The sequence below is a fragment of the Paractinoplanes tereljensis genome (assembly GCF_016862435.1).
GTDB classification, from domain to species: domain Bacteria; phylum Actinomycetota; class Actinomycetes; order Mycobacteriales; family Micromonosporaceae; genus Actinoplanes; species Actinoplanes tereljensis.
This window is the reverse complement of sequence record NZ_BOMY01000034.1, coordinates 26072-46104: the sequence shown is the minus strand read 5'-3', so window position 1 is coordinate 46104 and position 20033 is coordinate 26072. Positions and strand designations below refer to the sequence as shown.

The 20033-nt window shown below is 70.5% G+C and carries 21 protein-coding genes; 12 read left to right on the top strand and 9 right to left on the bottom strand.

Features of this window, described 5'->3' with window-relative positions; translation table 11 throughout:
- Positions 1-63: 63 nt before the first annotated feature.
- On the bottom strand, positions 64-726 hold the full coding sequence (locus Ate02nite_RS25365) for a DUF4232 domain-containing protein (protein WP_203809787.1): 663 nt from the start codon (positions 724-726) through the stop codon (positions 64-66).
- Positions 727-903: 177 nt separating this feature from the next.
- Here Ate02nite_RS25365 and Ate02nite_RS25360 point away from each other — a divergent pair, with 177 nt between their 5' ends.
- The 3 genes from Ate02nite_RS25360 (at position 904) to Ate02nite_RS25350 (ending at position 2122) form a co-directional block, all read left to right on the top strand.
- Positions 904-1434: a P-loop NTPase family protein gene (locus tag Ate02nite_RS25360; protein WP_203809786.1), complete on the top strand. Its 531-nt coding sequence runs from the start codon at positions 904-906 to the stop codon at positions 1432-1434.
- 72 nt (positions 1435-1506) lie between these two features.
- Positions 1507-1791, top strand: a complete 285-nt coding sequence (locus tag Ate02nite_RS25355; RefSeq protein WP_203809784.1) for a hypothetical protein — start codon at positions 1507-1509, stop codon at positions 1789-1791.
- A 76-nt stretch (positions 1792-1867) separates the two neighbouring features.
- A complete protein-coding gene (locus Ate02nite_RS25350) occupies positions 1868-2122 on the top strand; it encodes a hypothetical protein (protein WP_203809782.1) in 255 nt (84 codons plus the stop codon).
- A 207-nt stretch (positions 2123-2329) separates the two neighbouring features.
- On the opposite strand, the gene Ate02nite_RS25345 is transcribed toward Ate02nite_RS25350, so the two are convergent.
- The 4 genes from Ate02nite_RS25345 to Ate02nite_RS25330 form a co-directional block, all read right to left on the bottom strand.
- Positions 2330-3124, bottom strand: a complete 795-nt coding sequence (locus tag Ate02nite_RS25345; RefSeq protein ID WP_203809780.1) for a DUF6928 family protein — start codon at positions 3122-3124, stop codon at positions 2330-2332.
- Positions 3125-3393: 269 nt separating this feature from the next.
- On the bottom strand, positions 3394-4464 hold the full coding sequence (locus Ate02nite_RS25340; RefSeq protein ID WP_239147674.1) for a cellulose binding domain-containing protein: 1071 nt from the start codon (positions 4462-4464) through the stop codon (positions 3394-3396).
- A gap of 56 nt (positions 4465-4520) precedes the next feature.
- The gene (locus tag Ate02nite_RS25335) at positions 4521-5180 is read right to left on the bottom strand and encodes a GNAT family N-acetyltransferase (protein WP_203809778.1); all 660 of its coding nucleotides are present in this window, start codon (positions 5178-5180) and stop codon (positions 4521-4523) included.
- Between the two features lie 57 nt (positions 5181-5237).
- On the bottom strand, positions 5238-8285 hold the full coding sequence (locus tag Ate02nite_RS25330) for a putative bifunctional diguanylate cyclase/phosphodiesterase (RefSeq protein ID WP_203809776.1): 3048 nt from the start codon (positions 8283-8285) through the stop codon (positions 5238-5240).
- Positions 8286-8506: 221 nt separating this feature from the next.
- On the opposite strand from Ate02nite_RS25330, the gene Ate02nite_RS25325 reads away from it, so the two are divergent.
- From Ate02nite_RS25325 to Ate02nite_RS25310, 4 genes are all read left to right on the top strand, one after another.
- A complete protein-coding gene (locus Ate02nite_RS25325; RefSeq protein ID WP_239147673.1) occupies positions 8507-9157 on the top strand; it encodes a DUF1775 domain-containing protein in 651 nt (216 codons plus the stop codon).
- A gap of 56 nt (positions 9158-9213) precedes the next feature.
- Positions 9214-10053 (top strand): alkaline phosphatase family protein, encoded by an 840-nt coding sequence (locus Ate02nite_RS25320; RefSeq protein ID WP_203809772.1) that lies wholly within the window; start codon positions 9214-9216, stop codon positions 10051-10053.
- Positions 10054-10060: 7 nt separating this feature from the next.
- Positions 10061-11317 (top strand): MFS transporter, encoded by a 1257-nt coding sequence (locus tag Ate02nite_RS25315; protein ID WP_203809770.1) that lies wholly within the window; start codon positions 10061-10063, stop codon positions 11315-11317.
- Positions 11318-11481: 164 nt separating this feature from the next.
- Positions 11482-12477 carry a TolB family protein gene (locus Ate02nite_RS25310; protein WP_203809768.1) on the top strand — a complete coding sequence of 332 codons (996 nt, stop codon included), beginning with the start codon at positions 11482-11484 and terminating at the stop codon, positions 12475-12477.
- Here Ate02nite_RS25310 and Ate02nite_RS25305 read toward each other — a convergent pair.
- The 3 genes from Ate02nite_RS25305 to Ate02nite_RS25295 all read right to left on the bottom strand — a co-directional run bounded on the left by Ate02nite_RS25305 (position 12471) and on the right by Ate02nite_RS25295 (position 14963).
- The gene (locus Ate02nite_RS25305) at positions 12471-12782 is read right to left on the bottom strand and encodes a hypothetical protein (RefSeq protein WP_203809766.1); all 312 of its coding nucleotides are present in this window, start codon (positions 12780-12782) and stop codon (positions 12471-12473) included. The two genes, Ate02nite_RS25310 and Ate02nite_RS25305, sit on opposite strands and share 7 nt — an antisense overlap.
- Before the next feature lie 89 nt (positions 12783-12871).
- Complete coding sequence (locus tag Ate02nite_RS25300; RefSeq protein WP_239147672.1) at positions 12872-14338, bottom strand: PAS domain S-box protein; 1467 nt, start codon at positions 14336-14338, stop codon at positions 12872-12874.
- 79 nt (positions 14339-14417) lie between these two features.
- A complete protein-coding gene (locus Ate02nite_RS25295) occupies positions 14418-14963 on the bottom strand; it encodes a TetR family transcriptional regulator (RefSeq protein ID WP_203809764.1) in 546 nt (181 codons plus the stop codon).
- A gap of 49 nt (positions 14964-15012) precedes the next feature.
- Between Ate02nite_RS25295 and Ate02nite_RS25290 the strand changes: the two genes are divergently transcribed.
- On the top strand, positions 15013-15492 hold the full coding sequence (locus tag Ate02nite_RS25290; protein WP_203809762.1) for a GNAT family N-acetyltransferase: 480 nt from the start codon (positions 15013-15015) through the stop codon (positions 15490-15492).
- 4 nt (positions 15493-15496) lie between these two features.
- Positions 15497-16468, top strand: coding sequence for a glutaminase A (gene glsA, locus Ate02nite_RS25285; protein ID WP_203809759.1), 972 nt, complete (start codon positions 15497-15499; stop codon positions 16466-16468).
- Here glsA and Ate02nite_RS25280 read toward each other — a convergent pair.
- Positions 16457-17368, bottom strand: coding sequence for a 5'-3' exonuclease (locus Ate02nite_RS25280; RefSeq protein ID WP_203809757.1), 912 nt, complete (start codon positions 17366-17368; stop codon positions 16457-16459). The genes glsA and Ate02nite_RS25280 overlap by 12 nt on opposite strands.
- 22 nt (positions 17369-17390) lie before the next feature.
- Here Ate02nite_RS25280 and Ate02nite_RS25275 point away from each other — a divergent pair, with 22 nt between their 5' ends.
- From Ate02nite_RS25275 to Ate02nite_RS25265, 3 genes are read left to right on the top strand one after another with little or no spacing between them, the layout of a single operon-like run.
- On the top strand, positions 17391-18374 hold the full coding sequence (locus Ate02nite_RS25275; RefSeq protein ID WP_203809755.1) for a zinc-binding alcohol dehydrogenase family protein: 984 nt from the start codon (positions 17391-17393) through the stop codon (positions 18372-18374).
- Positions 18375-18383: 9 nt separating this feature from the next.
- On the top strand, positions 18384-19523 hold the full coding sequence (locus tag Ate02nite_RS25270; RefSeq protein ID WP_203809753.1) for an acyl-CoA dehydrogenase family protein: 1140 nt from the start codon (positions 18384-18386) through the stop codon (positions 19521-19523).
- Positions 19523-20032 (top strand): ATP/GTP-binding protein, encoded by a 510-nt coding sequence (locus Ate02nite_RS25265; protein WP_203809751.1) that lies wholly within the window; start codon positions 19523-19525, stop codon positions 20030-20032. Before Ate02nite_RS25270 ends, Ate02nite_RS25265 begins: the two co-directional genes overlap by 1 nt.
- Position 20033: the final 1 nt, after the last annotated feature.

Genomic DNA, 20033 nt, shown 5'->3' with positions numbered 1-20033 from the left:
TCTCCCCGACGTGCGCGGTCCGGCCTTGCGGAGTTCCCGCTCGGACCGAGCGGCAGGCGAGGATCAGTCCACGGGGTGAATCAAGATCGCCGCGACGTTGCCCACGTTGACGCCCTTCGCCGAGCACGCCTTCGTGGCGCCGGCGACGAAGATCGACTTGGTCTCGTCGGGCGGGTACACGCGATACCCGCGTACGCTCACCGGCTTGCATTTGCCGGCCGGGAACATCCCGACGTCGTGGGTGGCGAGAATCGCGTACGCGACGTCGCCCGGCGCCAGGGTCACCGTCACCTTCGGATTGAACGTGGCGCGGTCGAACGCGTCACCGACCTGGTGCCCGTCGTCCCCCGCCACCACGGACACGCCCGGGTAGCCGTGGAGCGTGCAGGCTCGATCGGCGACGTTCGTGAGGTACAGCGGCTGGAACTTGGTGTCGGTGGAGCCCCCGCGCCGGCCGAGCGTCAGCTTGAGGTCTCCGGTGTGGCAGCGGGGCGTAGCAGTCCCCGCCGCGCCCCCGCTGCTCTTCGTGCCGGTCGGCGTCCCGGTTTTCGCCGGGCCGGACGGCGTGCCGGTGTCCACCGGGCCGGCGGAGGCGCTCGCTGCGGACGTCGGGGCAGCGGGCGCGGTCGTGGGTGTGGATGTGGGTGTGGCTGTGCTGTGCGATGAGGTCGTGCAGCCGGCGACGAACACGGCCGGCACGGCCAGCAGAAGCAGCAGTGGTCTCATACCTCCGTGATATCCCCGGTGGGTGTGCCGAACATCACGGATTCGTGCCTGCCTAACCCCGCGGCGTGATCGAGTGCGCTTTCTGATGGGTGCCATCGAACTGGTCGGATCCACGGCGAAGGCTCCCAGCTGGTAACTCTGCGGGAGCCATGTTCGGCGAGCGCTAGCATGCGCGGAATGCGACGCATCATGGTGTATGGGGTCTCCGGTGCGGGCAAATCGACACTCGCGGAGCGGATCGGCGAGCGGCTGGGGGTGCCGTACCACCCGATTGACGACCTGACCTGGGAGCCGGGCTGGGTCGAGGTGCCGGATGAGATTCAGCGGGCGCGGATAACCGCGATCTGCGACGGCGACGCGTGGGTAATCGATGCCGGGTACGGCCGGTGGGTGGACATACCGATGGCGCGGGTGGACCTGATCGTGGGGCTGGACTTTCCGCGTTGGGTCAGCCTCGGGCGGCTCCTGCGCCGCTCGGTGATCAGGATCGTTACCCACGAGCCCATTTGTAACGGCAACTACGAGTCGATCCGCAAGACCCTGTTCGCTTCCGATTCGATCTTGCGGTGGCACTTCCGGAAGTTCAAGCACAACCAGCGCCGGATGCGGGCGTGGCATGCCGACCCCGGAAAGCCGCCGGTGGTGCTGCTGACCTCGCCGGCGGGCGTTGAGCGGTGGTGGAGCGGCGTCGGCAACGTCTCAGCGTGACGTCGATTGTCACCGGACACCCCTGACAGGAGATGTCGGATCGATGCCGCCCGACGGCCGCCCTTCGAGGGGATGACCCTGCGCCTGTTCGACCCGCAGGAAAGGGTCTGGCGGATCTGGTGGACATCCAGCCGCTACTCGGGCGCGCTCGAACCACCGGTCGTCGGCCGATTCGAGGAGGACGGCGTGGGCCGGTTCTACTGCGACGACGTCGTCAACGGTATCCCGGTCAAGGTGCGGTTCGAGTGGTCGGACACGACGACCGAGACTCCGAAGTGGAATCAGGCGTTCTCGTTCGACGACGGGCAGACCTGGAAACCGAACTGGTACAACCGGTTCATCCGACTGTCCCACTAGGACGAACGGTCCGAGGGAGCGGGCCAGGCCGGGCCCGGTGACCGGCGTCCCGGCCCGATCAGGGCCGGGGTGCGGCATGGCGGAAGTGTCGCTCGGCGCCGGCCAGGTCGCCGTGGCGCTGGAGCAGGACCCCGAGGTTGTGATGGGCGTGCGTGTCGCCGACCTCTGCGCCGGCGCGCAGGGAAGGGTCGAGGCTCTCGTTCCATCGCCAGCAGGCCAGTACCGCCGCGGCCAGCTCGTTGCCCGCCGCATTGGCGCGTTCGAGTGCTTCGCCGGGTCTGACATCCGGCTCAGCCGCTGGCGGTCCCGGCGATGGCTGCGAGGGCGGTGAGGTAACGATCGGAAACGAAGACCTTGGTGATTCGGCGAAGCTTGTAGCCGGACGGCCGCTTGCACCAGGTGGCGTTCGGACGAACCTCCTGCAGCCACAGCCACCCTCTGGTGATCTCGGCGGCAACACCTATCCACGCCATCTGCGAGACTGAGCTGTGGGGCAAGCTTCGCCATCGGGTCGGTGTGGCTCCCGGCAGCGTGAAGGTCAGAATGGGTCGTTTACGCCTACCTCGTGCATGTTGCCGTCGGGGCCCATGCGGTACATGCGCGGCGGCGCCATGCGGCTCATCACCTCCCGCATGATGGCGTCACGTTCCTGCTGCTCGCGGCCGGTCGGATCCGCGACGCTGAACCCGTGGAGCGAGATCGTGTCGGCGTCGACATCGTCTGGCTCCGAGCGGCCTTCAATGACAAAGCCGAACAGGGCGCGCAACGCCGCCTCGCCGAGATCCAGCGGATGAAACGGCAACGGGTACGGCCCTTGGCCGGGGAACAACGACGTGACGGGGTGCTCTCCCGCCCAGTACGGACGCTCGAACGGAAGAGGCTCGCCAACGTCCTCCACGACCCCGGTGTCCGGTGACACGCTCAGCGAGCGAATCAGCTGCCCGTCTTCCCACACGGCGAACGTGAGCGCGTCAATGACGGAGTGCATCGAATGCCACAGGATCCGCCGGCCGGCTGCCTCCGCGAGCACCTGTTCGGGCAACTCGGGCGGAGTCTCCGCGACAAGTCGCCTGTCGCACAGCAGGACGGCACCGGGCAGCACGACCGCGAAGGCGACGTCGTCGGGCGGGAAGCAGTCCTCGAGCAGCGTCCCGCCGCGGATCGGCGTCACCTGATATCCGGGGGACAGCCGGCGCACGACAGCTTCGGCCTCACCGGCACCGGGTTCTACGCCCCCGCCGGTCAGCAGCGCCGGCTGTGGCCGACCGGCCTCCCTGAGTGCCGTCGGCAGATCCTTATCGGCGAACGCCAGCAACGCCGTCTTCGCACCCAACTGAACCCCTGCCCTCCGCGGTCGAGCCGCCGAGATGCTAACCGACCATGGCGGCTGGCGTAGACCCAGCCGACGCCGGCTGAGCGCTGGGGCTCGGAAGACCGGCTGGCTGGCCTGGGTCTGGGGTTTGGGGCGGGCCCGCCCGGCGGGGGCGCGCGGAGGGTGAGGCCCGCCTGGCGGGACTGAGTGCCAGGTAACCGGCGTAGGGCGTACCGGAAAAGGAGCGTTGGGAAACAGCCCCGCCGCGAGCGACGAGGCTGTTTCGGTTTTTAGGTCAGGGCGCAGGGTGCGCCGTTCAGGGTGGCCTGGGTGGGTGGGGCGTTGCTGGTGCGGTAAGTGCCCAGCAGGCCTGGGGTGACGCTGCCGTTGGCGGGGATTTTCTTGTTCCAACCCGCCGGGGTCAACGTCAGCGTGGTGGCGGACTGGGTGAAGCTGGCGTTCCAGGCCTGGGTCACTCGCTGGTCGCCGCCGAAGGTCAGGACCAAGGTCCAGCCGTTCATGGCGATGGAGCTGGTTACCGTTACGTCGGCTACGAAGCCGGTCGACCACTGTGACGTGTTCACGTAGGTCACTCGGCAGGTGGGAGCCGGTGGCGGCGTCGTGGGGGTCGTGGGGGGCGCGGTCACGATGTTCGACGCGGCCGACAGGTTGCCGGCGGCGTCGGTGGCTCGGACGTACCAGCTGCCCAGCGATGAGGCCGCCGGTGGGACGGTCACGGCCGTGCTCGTCGTCGTGCCTACCAGGGTGGAGATGTAGAGGCCGTCGAAGCGGTAGACGTTGTAGCCGGTTACCGCCACGTCGTCGGTGGAACCGGTCCAGGTCAGGTTTACGCCGGTGGTGGTTACGGCGGCTATGGCCAGGGCGGTGGGCGCGGTCGGCGGGGTGCGGTCGCCGGCGGTGTCCGAGGCGGGGGTCACCACGCCGCTCACGTAGGCGCTCGTGCCGCTGTGGCCCAGAGTGTCGCGGGTGGACACCGAGAACGAGTACTGCCTGGTGGGGGCGATGTTGGCGGTGATCGTCACGGTGGTGACGTTGCCTACCTGCTGCATCCAGTAGATGTCGTTGAACGCCTGGGTGTAGCTGATGTTGTAGCCCTCGATCTGGGCGCTGGTGGGCGCCGGCGCCGTCCAGGCGAGGGTGACCGAGCTGGTGGTTACGGCGACCACGTGCAGGTCGATGGGGGCGTTCGGCAGCGACGGGGACGTGCCGATGGTGGGGGTGGCGGCGAGCGTGACGGTGCTCGCCGCCACGCCGGGCGGGGCCGACATGAGGACCACGGCGGCGGCGACGGTCGTGGCGGCGAGGAGCGTCGCGGCCACGAGCTTGGGACGGTTCGACATGCCTCGACGGTCCGGCAGGGCTTAGACGCCTGTCAATGCGTACTGGCGGGTACCTGTCAGCCGGTGTAGCGGAACGACGCGAACACCACCTCGTGGCTCGGCTCGAAGCCCAGCCGTTCGTAGAGTCGCAGGGCCCGGTCGTTGTCGGCCGCCGCGTGCAGGAACGGCAGCTCGCCGCGCGCGAGGATGCCGTTCGCCACCGCCAGGGTGAGCCGGGCGCCGAGGCCGCGGCCCTGGTAGTCGGGGTCGGTGCAGACCGCGCTGATCTCGGTCCAGCCGGGCAGCCGGAACCGCTCGCCGGCCATCGCGACCAGCCGGCCGTCGATCCGGATGCCCAGGTAACGCCCGAGGGCGATGGTGCGCTTGCGGAACGGGCCGGGTTTGGCCCGCTCGACCAGGTCGAGGACCTCGGGAACATCCGTTTCGGTCAGCACGACGGCGTCGGGGTCGGCGACGCCGGTCATGCTCTGGCCGATCATCTGGATGCCGGGCACGGCGGCCTCGGCCTGCCAGCCGGGGCCGGCGGACAGCGCCGGACCGGTCAGCAGGGCCTCGCTGGTCAGCGTGGCCAGGTCGCGCCAGGCGGCCGGGTCGGCCGGGTCGGCAAGCCCGGCGAACGGTGAGATGTCGGAGGAGTAGCGGGCGGCGTCACCGGACGCCTCGGCATAGCAGGCCTGCGGCCCGGAGAGGGCGGCCCACACGGGATTCGAGAGCACGTCCTCGACCCTGCCCCTCGCGGGGCGCCGCCGCTAGTGAATATCCGTCAAAACTACTCAGACGAGCTCTGGTACGGCGTTCGCGAGCTCGACGATCTCGGCCGGCCAGACCGGCTTGGCGAACAGGTAGCCCTGCGCGTACGGGCAGCCCATCCGGGTCAGGGCGGCCCGCTGGCCGGCGTCCTCGACGCCCTCGGCGATCACCTTGAGCTCCAGATTGCGGGCCAGCGCCACGATCGAGTCGACCATGGTGTGCTGCTGCTCGCTGGACAGGATGTCGTCGATGAACGACTTGTCGAGCTTCAGCACGTCGACCGGCATCTGCCGCAGGTAGCTCAGCGACGAGTACCCGGTGCCGAAGTCGTCGATCGCGATCCGGACGCCCAGGGCCCGCAGCACCCGCAGGTCGGCCCAGACCTGCTCGGCGTCGCGCAGCACCAGGCTCTCGGTGATCTCCAGCAGCAGCCACTCCGGGCGCGCCCCGGACGTCTCGATGGCCTCCCGGACCCGCTGGACGAAGCCGGGCGTGCGGAACTGCCGGGCCGACACGTTGACGCTCACGTATCGCAGCGACATCGCCGGGTCGTCGGCCTTCCACCGGGCGAACTGGCCGAGGGCCTCGTTCAGCACCCAGTCGCCGATCGCCACGATCGCGCCGCTCTCCTCGGCCACCTCGATGAAGTGGTACGGGCCGAGCAGCCCGCGGACCGGGTGCTCCCAGCGGACCAGCGCCTCGACGCCGGCGATCAGGCCGGTGCCCAGGTCGACGATCGGCTGGTACATGACCCGGAACTGCTCGGAGTCGATCGCCTCGTGCAGTGCGGCCCGCACCTCGAGCCGCTGGTTCATCGCGGTGTGCAGCTCCGGCTGGTAGCGCTGGAAGGTGCCCTTCGCGCCACCCTTGGCCTGGTAGAGCGCCAGGTCGGCGTGCCGCAGCAGCTCGGTGGCGCTGTCCGCGTCGGTGCTGGCGGCCACGCCTACGCTGGCCGCGCCGCTGACGATGTGGCTACCGCCCAGGCCGTCGCTGACCTCGAACGGGACCGCCAGGGACGCCACGATGCGGGCGGCGACGGCGTCGGCCGCGGCCGCGTCCGGACAACCCTCCAGGAGTACGGCGAACTCGTCGCCACCCATCCGGGCCGACAGCGCGTGCTCGCCGACCACGTCGGTGATCCGCGAGCCCACGGTGACCAGCAGCTCGTCGCCGACGGCGTGCCCGAGGGTGTCGTTGACCTCCTTGAAGTCGTCGAGGTCGACGAACAGCACGCTGAGGTTGCCGCCGCCCGGCCCGGCGGCGACGAACGCCTGCTCGAGCCGGTTGCGGAACATCACCCGGTTGGCCAGCCCGGTGAGGCCGTCGTGGAACGCCAGGTGGGACAGGTCGTCCTCGAGCCGGCGGCGCTCGGTGACGTCGCCGAGGGTCAGCACCAGGCCGCCCACGGTCGGGTCGTCGCGCAGGTCCCGGCCGTCGACCTCGACCTTGATGAGCTGCCCGTCGGCGCGCAGCACGGTCAGGTCCGGGGCGTTCTGGGTGCCCCGGCCGCCGCGTACGGCGGTCAGGATGTGCTGCATGGTCTGGTGGTGGCTGACCGCGACCAGTGCGGTCAGCGGGGTGCCGGCCAGGTCCTCGTGGCCGAGGACGCCGGCCGCGGACGGGCTGGCGTACCGGATGTGGTCGTCGTCGGTGACGATCAGGATCACGTCGGACGAGTTCTGGATCAGGGTCCGGAACCAGGCCTCGCTGTCCCGGCGGTTGACCTCGCCGCTCAGCGCGATCCGCTCGAGGACGACCTCGACCTGCGCGGTCAGCGCGGCGAAGGTGTCCACCATGTCGCGCAGTACCGGGCCGGGCGCGGCCAGGATGCCGAGCAGCTGCCGCGACGGCGTGCCGGGCAGCCGCAGGGTGCCGATCAGGAACGTGTCGTAGCCGTCGGTGGGGACCCCGTCCGGAACCTGGTCGGCGCCGACCACCCGGACCCCGCTGTTCTCCGGCGTCTCGGTGGCCTCGATGATCTGGTGCAGCTCGTACGGGGTGTCCGTGGGCATCAGGGTGCCGATGGCGTCGGCGGTCGCCTGCAGCGCGTCGTCGACGGTGGCCGCCGCGAACAGCTTGTCGCCGGCCTGGCGCAGCGCCCGCTCCCGGGCCCGGGCCCGCCGCTGGTCCACGGCGAGGCCGTTGACCCGGGCGATGACCAGCACGAACATGAGCGCGGCGGCGGCCGCGATGACCGGCGCGTCGACCACGCCGTCGCGGGCGTTCTCCACGTCGGCGCCGCGGATCCACTCCAGGTAGAGCGCGACCGGGGCGATCAGGGCGGCCGAGGCCATCGGGATGATCCGGTGCGGGGTCTCGTGCCCGCTGCTGATGGACGGCTCGGTGAGCTTGCGCATCGACGGCATCAGGGCCGTGTAGCCCATCACCGCGTAGAAGACGATCCAGCCCAGATCGACCGGGCCGCCGAGGGTCCAGTCGCTGTTGAGCTGCGACTGGCCGTACAGGATGTCGGAGACCAGCAGGCCGACCATGGCGACGGCGATCGCGGTGAGCGCCCGCGGCCGCCGGCCCGGGATGGTGAACAGCCGCAGGGTCATCGCCAGCGCCAGCACGTCGCCGAGCGGGTAGCCGACCGAGACCAGCTTCTCCAGCAGGGACAGGTCGTGCGAGCGGGTGAACGGCGCGATCCAGTAGATCCAGGACAGCAGGCCGAGCCCGACCGTCGGGACCAGCGCGTCGAGCAGCGCGGCGCGGTTGGACACGCCGCCCGAGCGGTACCGGACGAACATGATGAAACCCGCTGTGATCAGCGGATAGACCAGCAGATAGAGCACATCGGCGATGCCCGGGAAGGCCGGTACCCGGCCCAGAGCGAGGATCAGGTTGTACGCGTTGTCGCCGGTGTTGAAGGTGACCAGGGCGACCGCGATCAGGTACCAGGCCAGCCGGTGGTCCGGCTTGTTGAGGCGTACGCCCACCACGATCATCGCCGCGCTGGAGTAGCCCAGCGCCGCCCACGTGTACAGGTGGCTGCCCGGGAACGTGTAGTAGACGGCGGTGAGTACCACGATCCACGCGGCGAAACACGCCCGTGCGACTCGCGTCGTCATCGCTCTCCGATCAGGCCCGGGACGGCAGTGTTGCCCTCAGACGTTTGATCGGGCGTGCCGCCATCGGCTTGAGTGCTTTGCGGTTTCACCGTCGTACGATTCGCCGGAACTTTCCGCCCCGGTGGGGCGACTGTTGTCAGGTCAGCTCCGATGGTGAAGGTGGTCGCAGGGTGCGTTTCGGTTCGCGTGTGGTCACGGTGGGTGCCGTAGCAGGAGTAGCGGTGCTGGGGCTGGCGGGCCCGGCGCTGGCTCATGTCGAGGTGAGCGCGGACAAGACGACCGCGGGCGCGGAGAATGTGACGCTGACCTTCAACGGGGAGGCGGAGAGCTCCGACGCCGGCATCGAGTCCGAGCGGGTGGTGCTGCCGACCGGGATCGCGCCGTCCGGCGTCACCCTGGTCAAGGCCCCGGCCGGCTGGACGTTCACGGCCACCGCGGACGGGTTCACGGTCGGTGGCAAGGCGCTGAAGGTGGGCGTCGACGCGGTCTGGAAGGTCAGGATCGCGAAGCTGCCGGACGGTGAGACCCGGCTGTCGTTCAAGACCCTGGAGACGTACTCCGACGGCGAGGTCGTCCGCTGGATCGAGATCCAGGAGCAGGGCAAGGACGAGCCGGACAATCCGGCGCCGCTGGTAACGCTGAAGCCCGGCCCGTCGACGGCCGCCACCACTCCTTCGGTCGCGCCGTCCTCGGTCGCGCCGCCTTCGGTTGCGCCGTCCTCGGCCGCCCCGGTGGTCGCTGAGCCGGCCGCCGACGACAGCGGAAGCTCCTCCTGGTGGATCTGGGTGGTCATCGCGGTCGTGCTGGCCGCCGTCGCCGGGTTCGTGGTGCTGCGGCGCGGCCGGTCGGGATCGAGCGACGTCAATTCTTAACCTGTAGTGAACGTACCGTCCGGGCGTGCTTGTCCGTCTTTGCCGACGATGCAGGCATGTCCGTTCGGCGTGTTTCGGTCGCTGCGGCGACCCTCGCTCTGGTCGCGGCCGGCCTGTCGGTGACCCCGGCTGCCCAGGCTGCCACCACCGTCCCCCGCTTCGACCACATCGTCCTGGTGATGTTCGAGAACAAGGCGACCTCGCAGATCACCGCGTCCAGTGCCCCCTACTTCAAGTCCCTGGCCGCGCAGGGGGCGAGTTTCTCCCAGTCGTACGCGATCACCCACCCGAGCCAGCCGAACTACATCGCGCTGTTCTCCGGCGCCACCCAGGGCGTCACCAACGACGACTGCCCGAAGACCTTCACCGGCAACAACCTCGGCGCCCAGCTGATCACCGCCGGGCTGAGCTTCAAGGGTTACTCCGAGTCGATGCCGTCGAACGGTTACACCGGCTGCTCCAGCGGCACCTACCGGCGCAAGCACAACAGCTGGGTCGACTTCTCCAACGTGCCGGCCGCCAGCAACCTGACCTGGTCGAGCTTCCCGGCTGATTACGCCGCGCTGCCCACCGTCGCGTTCGTCACCCCGAACATGTGCAACGACATGCACGACTGCAGCGTCGGCACCGGCAACACCTGGTTGCAGAACAACCTCGACGGGTACGCCCAATGGGCCAAGAACAACAACAGCCTGCTGATCGTGAATTTCGACGAGGACAACTCGCTGTCGCTCAACCACATCTACACGACGTTCGTCGGCGCCCACGTCAAGACCGGCACCTACTCCACGAAGATCACCCACTACACGGTGCTGCGGACCATCGAAACCGCGTACGGCCTGACCGCCCTCGGCGGCGCCGCCGGCGCGACCCCGATCACCGACGTGTGGAACTGACGCTTAGATGTACCTCGCCTCGGTGGACCGCCGCACGCCGTCCACTCGGACAAAAGCCGCTAAAGTCGCGGCGAACGTCCTGGCGCTGGGCACGGTCAGCCTGGTCACGGACGTGTCGAGTGAGATGGTCACCGCGGTCCTCCCGCTCTACCTGGTAGTCGGTCTGGGCCTCGGCCCGGCGGTGTTCGGCCTGGTGGACGGCCTCTACACCGGGGCAACCGCACTGCTGCGCCTGGCCGGCGGCTATCTGGCCGACCGGGCGCAGCGCCGCAAACTGGTGGCCGGCCTCGGCTACGGCATCTCGGCCGCAGCCAAGGCCGCCCTGCTGCTGGCCGGCAGCTCCCTGCCCGGCATCGGCGCCGCGATCATCGCCGACCGAGCCGGCAAGGGCTTGCGCACCGCCCCACGCGACGCCCTGATCACCCTGTCGACGCCACCGTCGGCGCTGGGGCGGGCGTTCGGCGTGCATCGTGCGATGGACAGCGCGGGCGCTTTCGCCGGCCCGCTGGTGGCCCTGGCCGTGCTGGCCGGTTCCGGCCAGGCGTTCGACGCGGTCTTCGTAGTGAGCGGCTGCATAGCCACCATCGGCGTCCTGATCCTGATCCTGTTCGTCCGCGACCAGCGTGCCCCTCTGACGGAGGGCGGTGCTGCCGCTGCTCGGCCGGGGGCGGTGACTCCGCGCCGGGCCGCTGCGCTGATCAAGGACGGCCGGGTGCGGGCCCTGCTGGCCGGGGCCATCCTGCTCGGCCTCAGCACCATCGGCGACGGCTTCGTCTATCTGCTGCTGCAGCGCCGCGAGGACATCGCCACCGGCTGGTTCCCGCTGCTCGCGGTCGGCACCAGCCTCGCCTACCTGGTCCTCGCGGTCCCGCTCGGCGCCCTCGCCGACCGGGCCGGCCGGACCCGGGTCTTCCTCGGCGGCTACGCCGCCCTGCTGCTCGTCTACCTGATCCTGGCGACGTCGTGGTCCGGCTCCGGCGCGCTGGTCACGGTGCTTCTTCTGTACGGCGTTTTCTACGCGGCCACCGACGGCGTGCTGATGGCCGTGGCCGGTCCGCTGCTCCCGCCCGAACTTCGCACCACCGGCCTCGCCCTGATCCAGACCGGCCAGGCCCTCGCCTACCTGGTCTCGTCGGTGCTGTTCGGCCTGGCCTGGCAGTGGTTCGGCGCGGCCGGGGCGATCCGCGCGGTGCTCGCCGCCGCCACCCTGACCCTGGCCGGCTCCGCGACCCTGCTGCTGCGCACCCACCGAGCGACCCGATGAGCGCCCCACACGTTGACAGTCAACACGACATCAACACGTCAACACGTGATGCAGCCGTCAATGTTGATTCAGTCAACATGAGCCCGCCCGACGCCGATGCAACCAACGCGAGCCCGCCTGGAGCCGATGCAACCAACGCGAGCCCGCGCGGTGACGAAGTTGGCATGAGCCTACGCGGGCGCGTTCTGCTCGCGGCCGGCCTCACCGCAACCCTGCTCGCGGGGGCCGTCGCCTACGTGATCGTTGCCGGGAACCGCGATAAAGCTCCGGCTGTGGCCGCGAGCGTCGTCGACGCCGGGCCGGGGGAGCGCCTGCTCTTCCGCAGCACGGCGTCCGGCAGCTACGGCCGGGTGGCGACGGTGCCGCGCGCCGACGCGGCCGGCCCCCGCGCGGTGTCGGGACTGGCGTGCGACCGGGTTTACGCGGCCGCCGGAGCAGCCCTGTGCCTGCGGCCGGACGGCCCGCTCGCCACCTACCAGCTCGCCGTGCTCGACCGGCATCTCGCGGTCAAGGACACCTATCCGCTGGTCGGCGTGCCCAACCGGGCCCGCGTCGCGCCGAGCGGGCACGTGCTGACCTGGACCGTCTTCGTGACGGGAGACAGCTACAACGGCGGGAAGTTCTCCACCCGGGTCGGCATGCTGAACACCGCCACCGGTGAGACCGTCGACTCCCTGGAGAGCTTCGCGGTGACCCGGGACGGGCGGCCCTACCGCAACGTCGACCTCAACTTCTGGGGTGTCACCTTCGACGACGACCGGCATTTCTACGCGACCATGTCGACCGCCGGCCGGCGTTATCTGGTCGCCGGGGACGTGACCGCGCAGACCGTGCGCACCCTCGCCGTCAACGTCGAGTGCCCGTCGCTGTCGCCGGACGGCACCCGGATCGCCTTCAAGGAGGCGGTCGGCGGCAACCCGGCCAAGGGCTGGCGGCTCAGCGTGCTCGACCTGGCCACCCTGCGCCGCACCCGGCTGGCCGAGACCCGCAGCGTGGACGACCAGGCGGCCTGGTTCGACGACCGCACCGTGATGTACGCCGTACGCCGCGGCCCGAAGGCCGCGGACGTCTGGGTGGTGCCGGCCGGCGGCGGCGGGGCGCCACAACTGCTGATCCCCGACGCCGAGTCACCGGCCGCCCTCTGGAACTCCGCTCAGTAACCGGTTCCGGCGTCGAAGCCCAGGCCGAACACGACGCTGGTCACGACGATCGCGATGGCCATCGCCGCGCCGACGAAGACCGCGCCGGCCAGCAGGAACAACAGCGTGGTGCGGGCGATGCCGCCGAGACCGGTGGCGACCGACTTGCCCAGGCTGGGCTGTTCCCAGCTGATCGGGGCGTAGGACCGGCGTGGCTCGTAAGCGACCGGCTCGGTGGTGGGTTCCGGGCCGGCGGGGGCCTGCTCGGGGTGGGTGGGGACTACCTGGATCGGCCGCTGTGCGGACCGGCTGCCCTGCAACAACATGATGTCGCCTCCTCTGGCTCCAACACGTTCTGTATATGAATCATGCTCCGCCATAGACGCTGCGTAATCGGCCGTATGGCCTAACCTTTTTACTGGGATAAGGTGTATTTTGCCGGTAAAACTCCGGCGACGGCGGCGAGCAGCTCAGCCGCGGTGAACGGCTTCCGCAGCACCGGCTCCGCCGTGTCGACCTCGTGGTAACCGGACATGAACAGCACCGGCAGGCCGGGGTGCACGGCGCGGAGCCGCTCGGCGACGGCCGGGCCCGATCCGTCGCGCAGTTCGACGTCGCTGATCAGCAGGGCCACGTCGAGGTCGGTACCGGGATCCCGGCTCGCCGCGACCGTCCGGTAACCGTGTTCCCGCAGGATGCGGACGACCAGGTCGCGCACCGCGTCCTCGTCCTCGATGACCGCCACCAGCTCGCCGTGCCCCAGGTGGTCCTCGTCCGGTCCGGGGCAGGTCGGCGGGTCGGCGGGGTCGTTCGCCAGCGGCAGCAGGATCCGGAACGTGGTGCCGATCCCGGGGGTCGAGTCGACCCCGATGTGGCCGCCGACCTCCTCGATGATGCCGTGCACGGTGGACAGCCCCAGGCCGGTGCCGCGGTCGGCCGGCTTGGTGGTGAAGAACGGCTCGAACAGGCGGTCGCGTACCTCGGCGGTCATCCCGGTGCCGGTGTCGCTGACCTCGAGGCGGGCGTACCGGCCCGGCGGAAGCGGCCCGTCCGCGCAGATCTCGGCGAGTTCCGTCGCCAGCATCACCACGCCGCCGTCCGGCATCGCGTCGCGGGCGTTGATGACCAGGTTGAGCAGGATCTGGTCGAGCCGGCCGCGGTTGGCCAGCACCGGGATCCGGCCCGCGCACGGCCGGCAGACCAGCTCGATCTGGGCGCCGATGGTGCGGCTCAGCAGCTCGCCGGCCTCGGTGACCACCTCGTTGAGCTCGACCACCGCCACCTGGGTGGGTTCCCGCTTGGCGAACAGCAGCAGCTGGCCGGTCAGCGACCGGGCCCGGTCAGCCGCGTCCCGGATCCGGGCGAGGTCGTGGGCGCCCTCGCCGCTGACCTCCTCGGCCAGGAAGTCGGCGTAGTTGAGAATGATGGCCAGCAGGTTGTTGAAGTCGTGCGCGATGCCGCCGGCCAGCTGGCCGAGGCCGGCCAGCCGGGCCGCCCGCGCGGACTCGGTCTCGCGCCGCTTCTGGTCGGTGATGTCCCGTTCGGTGGCGGCGACCGCCACCACCCGGCCGTGTTCGTCGCGGATCGGCGAGACCAGCACCGATACGAGCACCGCGGTGCCGTCCCGGTGGGCCCGGGGCACCTCGTCCAGCTGAACGTGCTGCCCGGCGGCGAGTTTGGCCAGGGACGCGTCGAGGGCAGCGACCCGGCCGGGCAGGATGAACTCGGACAGGTGCCGCCCGAGGGCCTCGCCGGCCGAGTACCCGTAGATGCGTTCCGCGCCGGCGTTCCACAGCGTGATCGTGCCGTCGAGCGTGCTCGCGATGATCGCGTCGGAGGACTGCTCGACGATCGCGGCCAGCATCTCCGCCGGAAGCTTCACCACCGCGACCTTTCCACCTGGACCGGACAGCGTGACGGTAGTCCCGTCGCGCGGCGGCCATACCGGGGTTGCGGTTAGTTCAGACGTCAGACTTCAGGCCGACGAACAAAGCGAGGTGTACGGCGGCGGTGGTCCGGGCGGTGTCACCGGTGGCGAGCAGGTCGAGCAGCGCGCCCCGGAGCACGGCCAGCACCGCGGTCCGGCGGGCCGGGTCGGCGGACGGATCGGCCCGCTCCAGGACGGCCAGCCAGTCGGCCACCGTCGCGCGGGCGAAACCGGTCCAGGGACCCGCGTCGCCGTCGACCGTGCTCCGCGCGTACGCCTCAAGCCAGAGACGCAACAGCGGAGCGTGCGCCGGGTCGGAAAGCCATCCCCAGACGGCCTGAGCGGCGGCCGGCAGGCCGTCCGGCGCGCCGAGCGAGGCGAGCAGCGCCAGTTCGTCGGCCCGGGCCCGGGCGAGCAGCGCCCGGATCAGCTCCTCCTTGCTGCCGAACAGGAACAGCAGGACCCGCGGGCTGGATCCGATCGCGGCGGCCAGAGGCCGCAGGGAAAGGCCGGAAAGGCCATGATCGCGGACGTACGCGTACGCGAGCTCGAGAAGTTCCGCACGCCGTCCGTCCGCCATGCGGGCTAGTATGCCTGACTGAAACAGTCGTTTCAGTAGGGAGGTAGTAATGATCCGGGAACTGGGCCGGCCGGGGGATCTCGGCTGGGTGATCAAGGCGCACGGCGAGATCTACGCCCGGGAGTACGGCTGGGACACCAGTTTCGAGGCGATGGTGGCCCGGATCGTCGCGGATTTCGCGGCCGGCCATGATCCGGCCCGGGAGGCGGCCTGGATCGCGGAGCTCGACAACCACCGGGTCGGCTCGGTGTTCTGCGTCGACGGCGGCTCGCAGACCGCCGTGCTGCGCGTCCTGATCCTCGACCCGGCCGCGCGGGGGACCGGCCTGGGCGGCCGCCTGGTCGACACGTGTGTCGGCTATGCGAGAAATGTCGGCTACAAAAGGATGACGCTGTGGACGACCGACGGGCTGGACGCGGCGCGGAACCTCTACCTGCGCCGCGGGTTCCGGCTCACCGGCGAGGAACCGCAGCGCCGCTTCGGAGCTGACCTGGTCGGCCAGACCTACGAGCTGGCCCTGGTTGACTGAGCGCATGCCGTTTGTCTCCACCGGGGCACTGCCCGAGCCCGACCTCGTCCGGCGGGCCGTCGACGAGGCCTACGACCTCTTCAAGGGGGTGGACACCGGCCGCCCGTCGACCACCTACCCGGCTCTCGCCGACGTGCCGGCCCACCTGTTCGGGCTGTGCGCGGCCGGGGTGAGCGGCCTGCGCTACGAGGCCGGCGACGCCGATCACGGGTTCGCGATGATGAGCGTGGCCAAGCCGTTCGTGTTCGCGCTGGTCTGCGAGGCCCTCGGGGCCGGCCTGCTGCGTGAGCGGCTCGGCGTCAACGCGACCGGCCTGCCGTTCAACTCGCTCGCCGCGGTCGAGCGCGGGCCGGGCGGCCGCACCAACCCGATGGTCAACTCGGGCGCGATCGGCACGGTCAGCCTGGCCCCCGGCGCGGACGTCGAGCAGAAGTGGGCGTTCGTGCGGGCCGGCCTGTCCCGGTTCGCCGGCCGCGAGCTGCTCCTCGACGAGGAGATCTTCCCGTCGGTGGCGGCCACCAACCACCGCAACCGGGCCCTGGCCAACCTACTGGCGACCTACGGTGAGCTGGGCTGCGACCCGGCCGACGCGGTCGACCTCTACACCCGGCAGAGCTGCCTGCGGGTCACCGCGACCGACCTGGCCTCGATGGGTGCGGTGCTGGCCAACGGCGGGGTGCACCCGCGCACCGGGGAACGCCTGGTCGCGGCGCCGGTCTGCCATTACACCCTGGCGGTGATGGCGACGGCCGGTCTCTACGAGACCTCCGGCGACTGGCTGTACGACGTCGGGGTGCCCGGCAAGAGCGGCATCGGCGGCGGCATCGTGGTGGTGTCGCCGGGCAAGGGCGCCCTGGCCGCGTTCTCCCCGCCGCTCGACGAGTACGGCAACAGCGTGCGCGGCCAGCTCGCGGCCGGCCACCTGTCCCAGCGTCTGGGCCTCACTCTGTTCGCGTCAGAACCCTCAGCCCGCTAGGGCGTCGACCAGGCGCCGGGCCGACCCGGCCAGGTTCCATCGCTCGGCCAGCGCGAGCAGCGCGTCCGGGTCCTTCGGCGCCCGGGGGAGCGCCGGGTCGAAGTCGGGCAGTTTCACGTCCAGCGCGACCTTGCACACCGGCAACGCCTTGGCCAGGTAGTCGGTGGCGGCGGCCAGCTTGGTGCGCACCCCCGGCGCGAAACCGGCGTCCGGGTCGTCGAGGGCGGCCAGGATCTCCTCGACCCCGCCGTAGCGCATGATCAGCCGGGCCGCGGTCTTCTCGCCGACGCCCGGCACGCCCGGCAGCCCGTCGCTCGCGTCACCGCGCATGGCGGCGAAATCCGCGTACCACCGGGCCGGTACCCCGTACTTCTGCTCGACCAGGGCGTTGTCGGCGTCCTCCAGCTTGGCCACACCCCGCCCGCAGTACAGCAGGCGGGTGCCGCGCGCGTCGTCGACCAGCTGGAACAGGTCCCGGTCGCCGGAGACCACCTCGACCGGCCCCGGCTGGGTCGCGGCGAGCGTGCCGAGGACATCGTCGGCCTCGTAGCCGTCGACGCCGAAGGCCGGGATGCCGATCGCGGCGAGGGCTTCGAGAAGAATGGGGATCTGCGGCTTCAGGGCGGCCGGCACCTCTTCGACGTCGCCGTGCGCGACCCGGTGCTTCTTGTAGGACGGCACCAGCGCCACCCGCCAGGCCGGCCGCCAGCTGGCGTCGAGCGCACACACCAGACGGTCGGGGTGCCGGGTGCGGATCAGCTGGGCGAGCATGTCGAGGAACCCGCGGATCGCGTTGACCGGTTCGCCGGCGGAGGTCTGCGCCGCCTTCTCCGGAATGCCGTGAAAGGCGCGGAAGTAGAGGCTTGGCGCGTCGACGGCGAGCAGCGGCGGCTTGGTCACCCGGAAACACTAGCGTGACCCCATGCGCGCTGTTGTCCTCGATGCACCCGGCCCGCCGACCGCCCTGCAGATCCGTGACCTGCCGGTTCCCGTACCGCCGCCGGGTTGGGTGTTGATCGAGGTGAAGGCCTTCGGCCTGAATCGCTCCGAACTGCACACCCGGCTGGGCCTGGCCGAGGGGGTGGTGTTCCCGCGGGTGCCCGGCATCGAGGCGACCGGGGTGGTCGCGGCCGCGCCGGGCGGCGAGTTCGCGCCCGGCCAGCAGGTGATGACGATGATGGGCGGGATGGGCCGGGTCTTCGACGGCGGTTACGCGGAGTACACGTGCGTGCCGGCCGAGCAGGTCATCCCGTTCACGTCGTCCCTGGACTGGGCGGTTCTGGGGGCCGTGCCGGAGATGTTGCAGACCGCCTACGGGTCACTGACCGTAGGGCTCGACTTTCAGCCGGGCGAGACGCTGCTGATCCGGGGCGGCACGTCGTCAGTGGGCATGGCTGCGGCGATCTTGGCGCGCCAACGTGGAATGACCGTTTTGTCCACGACACGAAACCCTGCCAAAGCGGACGCCCTAAAAGCCGACCACGTCCTGATCGACGACGGCGACGTCGCCACCCAGGTCCGCCGGATTTATCCCGATGGAGTGGACAAAGCCCTCGAACTCGTCGGCACCCCTACCCTGCCCGACACGCTGCGCTGCCTGCGCGTGCACGGCGTCGCCTGCTTCACCGGCATGCTGTCCAACGAGTGGCTGGTCCGCGATTTCTACCCGATCGGGTACCTCCCGCGCGGCGTCCGCCTGTCCGCCTACGGCGGCGAGGCCGACGACCTCCCCGCGGCCGTCCTGCAGGGCTTTCTCGACGCGGTCGCGGCCGGCTCCGCGGTGGTTCCGGTCTCCCGGGTGTACGCGCTGGAAGAGATCGCCGAGGCACACGCCGACATGGAGGCGAACCGGGCCACCGGAAAGTTGGTGGTGTCGATGCGCCGCGAAAACCCAAACGAACGTTAAGGTTGGGGGGTGACCGTTGACCGGATCCTGCCGACCGAAGAGGCGCACGACCTCCTCGACCTGACCCGTGAGCTGGCCACCCGCGAGCTGGACGGGAAAGCCGACGACTACGAGCGCCGCGGTGAGTTCCCCCGCGACCTGCTCCGCACGCTGGGCCGTTCCGGCCTGCTCGGCCTGCCCTACCCGGAGGCCGACGGCGGCTCCGGCCAGCCCTACGAGGTCTACCTCCAGGTCCTGGAGACCCTGGCCGGCAGCTGGCTGGCCGTCGCCGAGGCGGTCAGCGTGCACACCCTGGCCTGCTATCCGGTGCACGCGCACGGCACCGAACGCCAGCGCAAGATGCTGCCCGACATGCTCGGCGGCGAGTTGCTGGGTGCCTACTGCCTGTCCGAGCCGCAGGGCGGCTCCGACGCCGCCGCCCTGACGACCAAGGCCACCCGCGACGGTTGCGGTTGGTCGGTCACCGGCACCAAAGCCTGGATCACCCATGCCGGCCAGGCCGATTTCTACAACATCTTTGCCCGTACGGGTGGGGAAGGCGCCCGTGGCATCTCCTGCCTGCTGGCCGAAGCCGGTGCGCCGGGCCTGCACCCGCAGACACCCGAGCGCACCATGGGCCTGCGCTCCTCGCCGCCCGCCCAGGTCGTCCTGGACAACCTGCACGTCGACGCCGACCACCTGATCGGCGAGGAGAACGGCGGCTTCCGGATCGCCATGGAGGCCCTCGACGCCGGCCGGCTGGGCATCGCCGCCTGCGCGGTCGGCCTGGGCCAGGCCGCAGTGGACTACGCCGCGGCGTACGCGAAGGAGCGCACCCAGTTCGGCAAGCCGATCGCCGCCTTCCAGGGTCTGGGTTTCATGCTGGCCGACATGTCCACTCAGGTCTCGGCCGCCCGCGCGCTGCTGCTGTCGGCCGCCCGCCTGAAGGACGCCGGCCGCCCGTTCTCCATCGAGGCCGCCAAGGCCAAGCTGTTCGCGACGGACGTGGCGATGAAGGTGACCACCGACGCCGTGCAGGTGCTGGGCGGTTACGGCTTCGTCAGCGACCACCCGGTCGAGCGCTGGTTCCGCGAGGCCAAGGTCCTGCAGATCGTCGAGGGCACCAACCAGATCCAGCGCCTGGTGATCAGCCGTGCCCTGACCGGCTGATGCCCGGCCACATCCTCACCGGCACGCCGGGCGCCGGCAAGACCGCCATCCTGCGCGCCCTCGAACTGGCGGGCCATCCGGTAGTCGAGGAGGCCGCCACCGACGTGATCGCGCACGGCCAGGCCCTCGGTGATCCGGCGCCGTGGGAGGACGCCGGTTTCGTCGACCGCGTGTTCGCCCTGCAGCAACGTCGGCAATTGGCCGCGCCCGACGGCGCTTTCTTCGACCGGTCGCCGGTCTGCACCCTCGCACTGTGCCGCTACTCCGGGCTCACCCCGCCACCGGCTCTGCTGGCCGACCTCGACGTCTACTCCCGAGCCGTCTTCTTCATCCGCAACCTGGGTTTCGTCGAGCCCACCGCGGCCCGCCGGATCGGCCTGGCCGACGCGCTGCGCTTCGAGCAGATCCACGAACAGACCTACCGCGAACTCGGTTTCGACCTGATCGAGGTGCCGCCCGGCCCGTTGCCGGGGCGGGTGGCCACGGTCCGGCGTTTTGTGGCCGCCTGAC

Bases quoted from the DNA above. Each gene is read 5' to 3' on its own strand.
- Ate02nite_RS25365 (WP_203809787.1), bottom strand. From the start codon at position 726: ATGAGACCACTGCTGCTTCTGCTGGCCGTGCCGGCCGTGTTCGTCGCC.
- Ate02nite_RS25360 (WP_203809786.1), top strand. From the start codon at position 904: ATGCGACGCATCATGGTGTATGGGGTCTCCGGTGCGGGCAAATCGACA.
- Ate02nite_RS25355 (WP_203809784.1), top strand. From the start codon at position 1,507: ATGACCCTGCGCCTGTTCGACCCGCAGGAAAGGGTCTGGCGGATCTGG.
- Ate02nite_RS25350 (WP_203809782.1), top strand. From the start codon at position 1,868: ATGGCGGAAGTGTCGCTCGGCGCCGGCCAGGTCGCCGTGGCGCTGGAG.
- Ate02nite_RS25340 (WP_239147674.1), bottom strand. From the start codon at position 4,464: ATGTCGAACCGTCCCAAGCTCGTGGCCGCGACGCTCCTCGCCGCCACG.
- Ate02nite_RS25330 (WP_203809776.1), bottom strand. From the start codon at position 8,285: ATGACGACGCGAGTCGCACGGGCGTGTTTCGCCGCGTGGATCGTGGTA.
- Ate02nite_RS25320 (WP_203809772.1), top strand. From the start codon at position 9,214: ATGTCCGTTCGGCGTGTTTCGGTCGCTGCGGCGACCCTCGCTCTGGTC.
- Ate02nite_RS25315 (WP_203809770.1), top strand. From the start codon at position 10,061: ATGTACCTCGCCTCGGTGGACCGCCGCACGCCGTCCACTCGGACAAAA.
- Ate02nite_RS25310 (WP_203809768.1), top strand. From the start codon at position 11,482: ATGAGCCTACGCGGGCGCGTTCTGCTCGCGGCCGGCCTCACCGCAACC.
- Ate02nite_RS25305 (WP_203809766.1), bottom strand. From the start codon at position 12,782: ATGTTGTTGCAGGGCAGCCGGTCCGCACAGCGGCCGATCCAGGTAGTC.
- Ate02nite_RS25295 (WP_203809764.1), bottom strand. From the start codon at position 14,963: ATGGCGGACGGACGGCGTGCGGAACTTCTCGAGCTCGCGTACGCGTAC.
- Ate02nite_RS25290 (WP_203809762.1), top strand. From the start codon at position 15,013: ATGATCCGGGAACTGGGCCGGCCGGGGGATCTCGGCTGGGTGATCAAG.
- glsA (WP_203809759.1), top strand. From the start codon at position 15,497: ATGCCGTTTGTCTCCACCGGGGCACTGCCCGAGCCCGACCTCGTCCGG.
- Ate02nite_RS25275 (WP_203809755.1), top strand. From the start codon at position 17,391: ATGCGCGCTGTTGTCCTCGATGCACCCGGCCCGCCGACCGCCCTGCAG.
- Ate02nite_RS25265 (WP_203809751.1), top strand. From the start codon at position 19,523: ATGCCCGGCCACATCCTCACCGGCACGCCGGGCGCCGGCAAGACCGCC.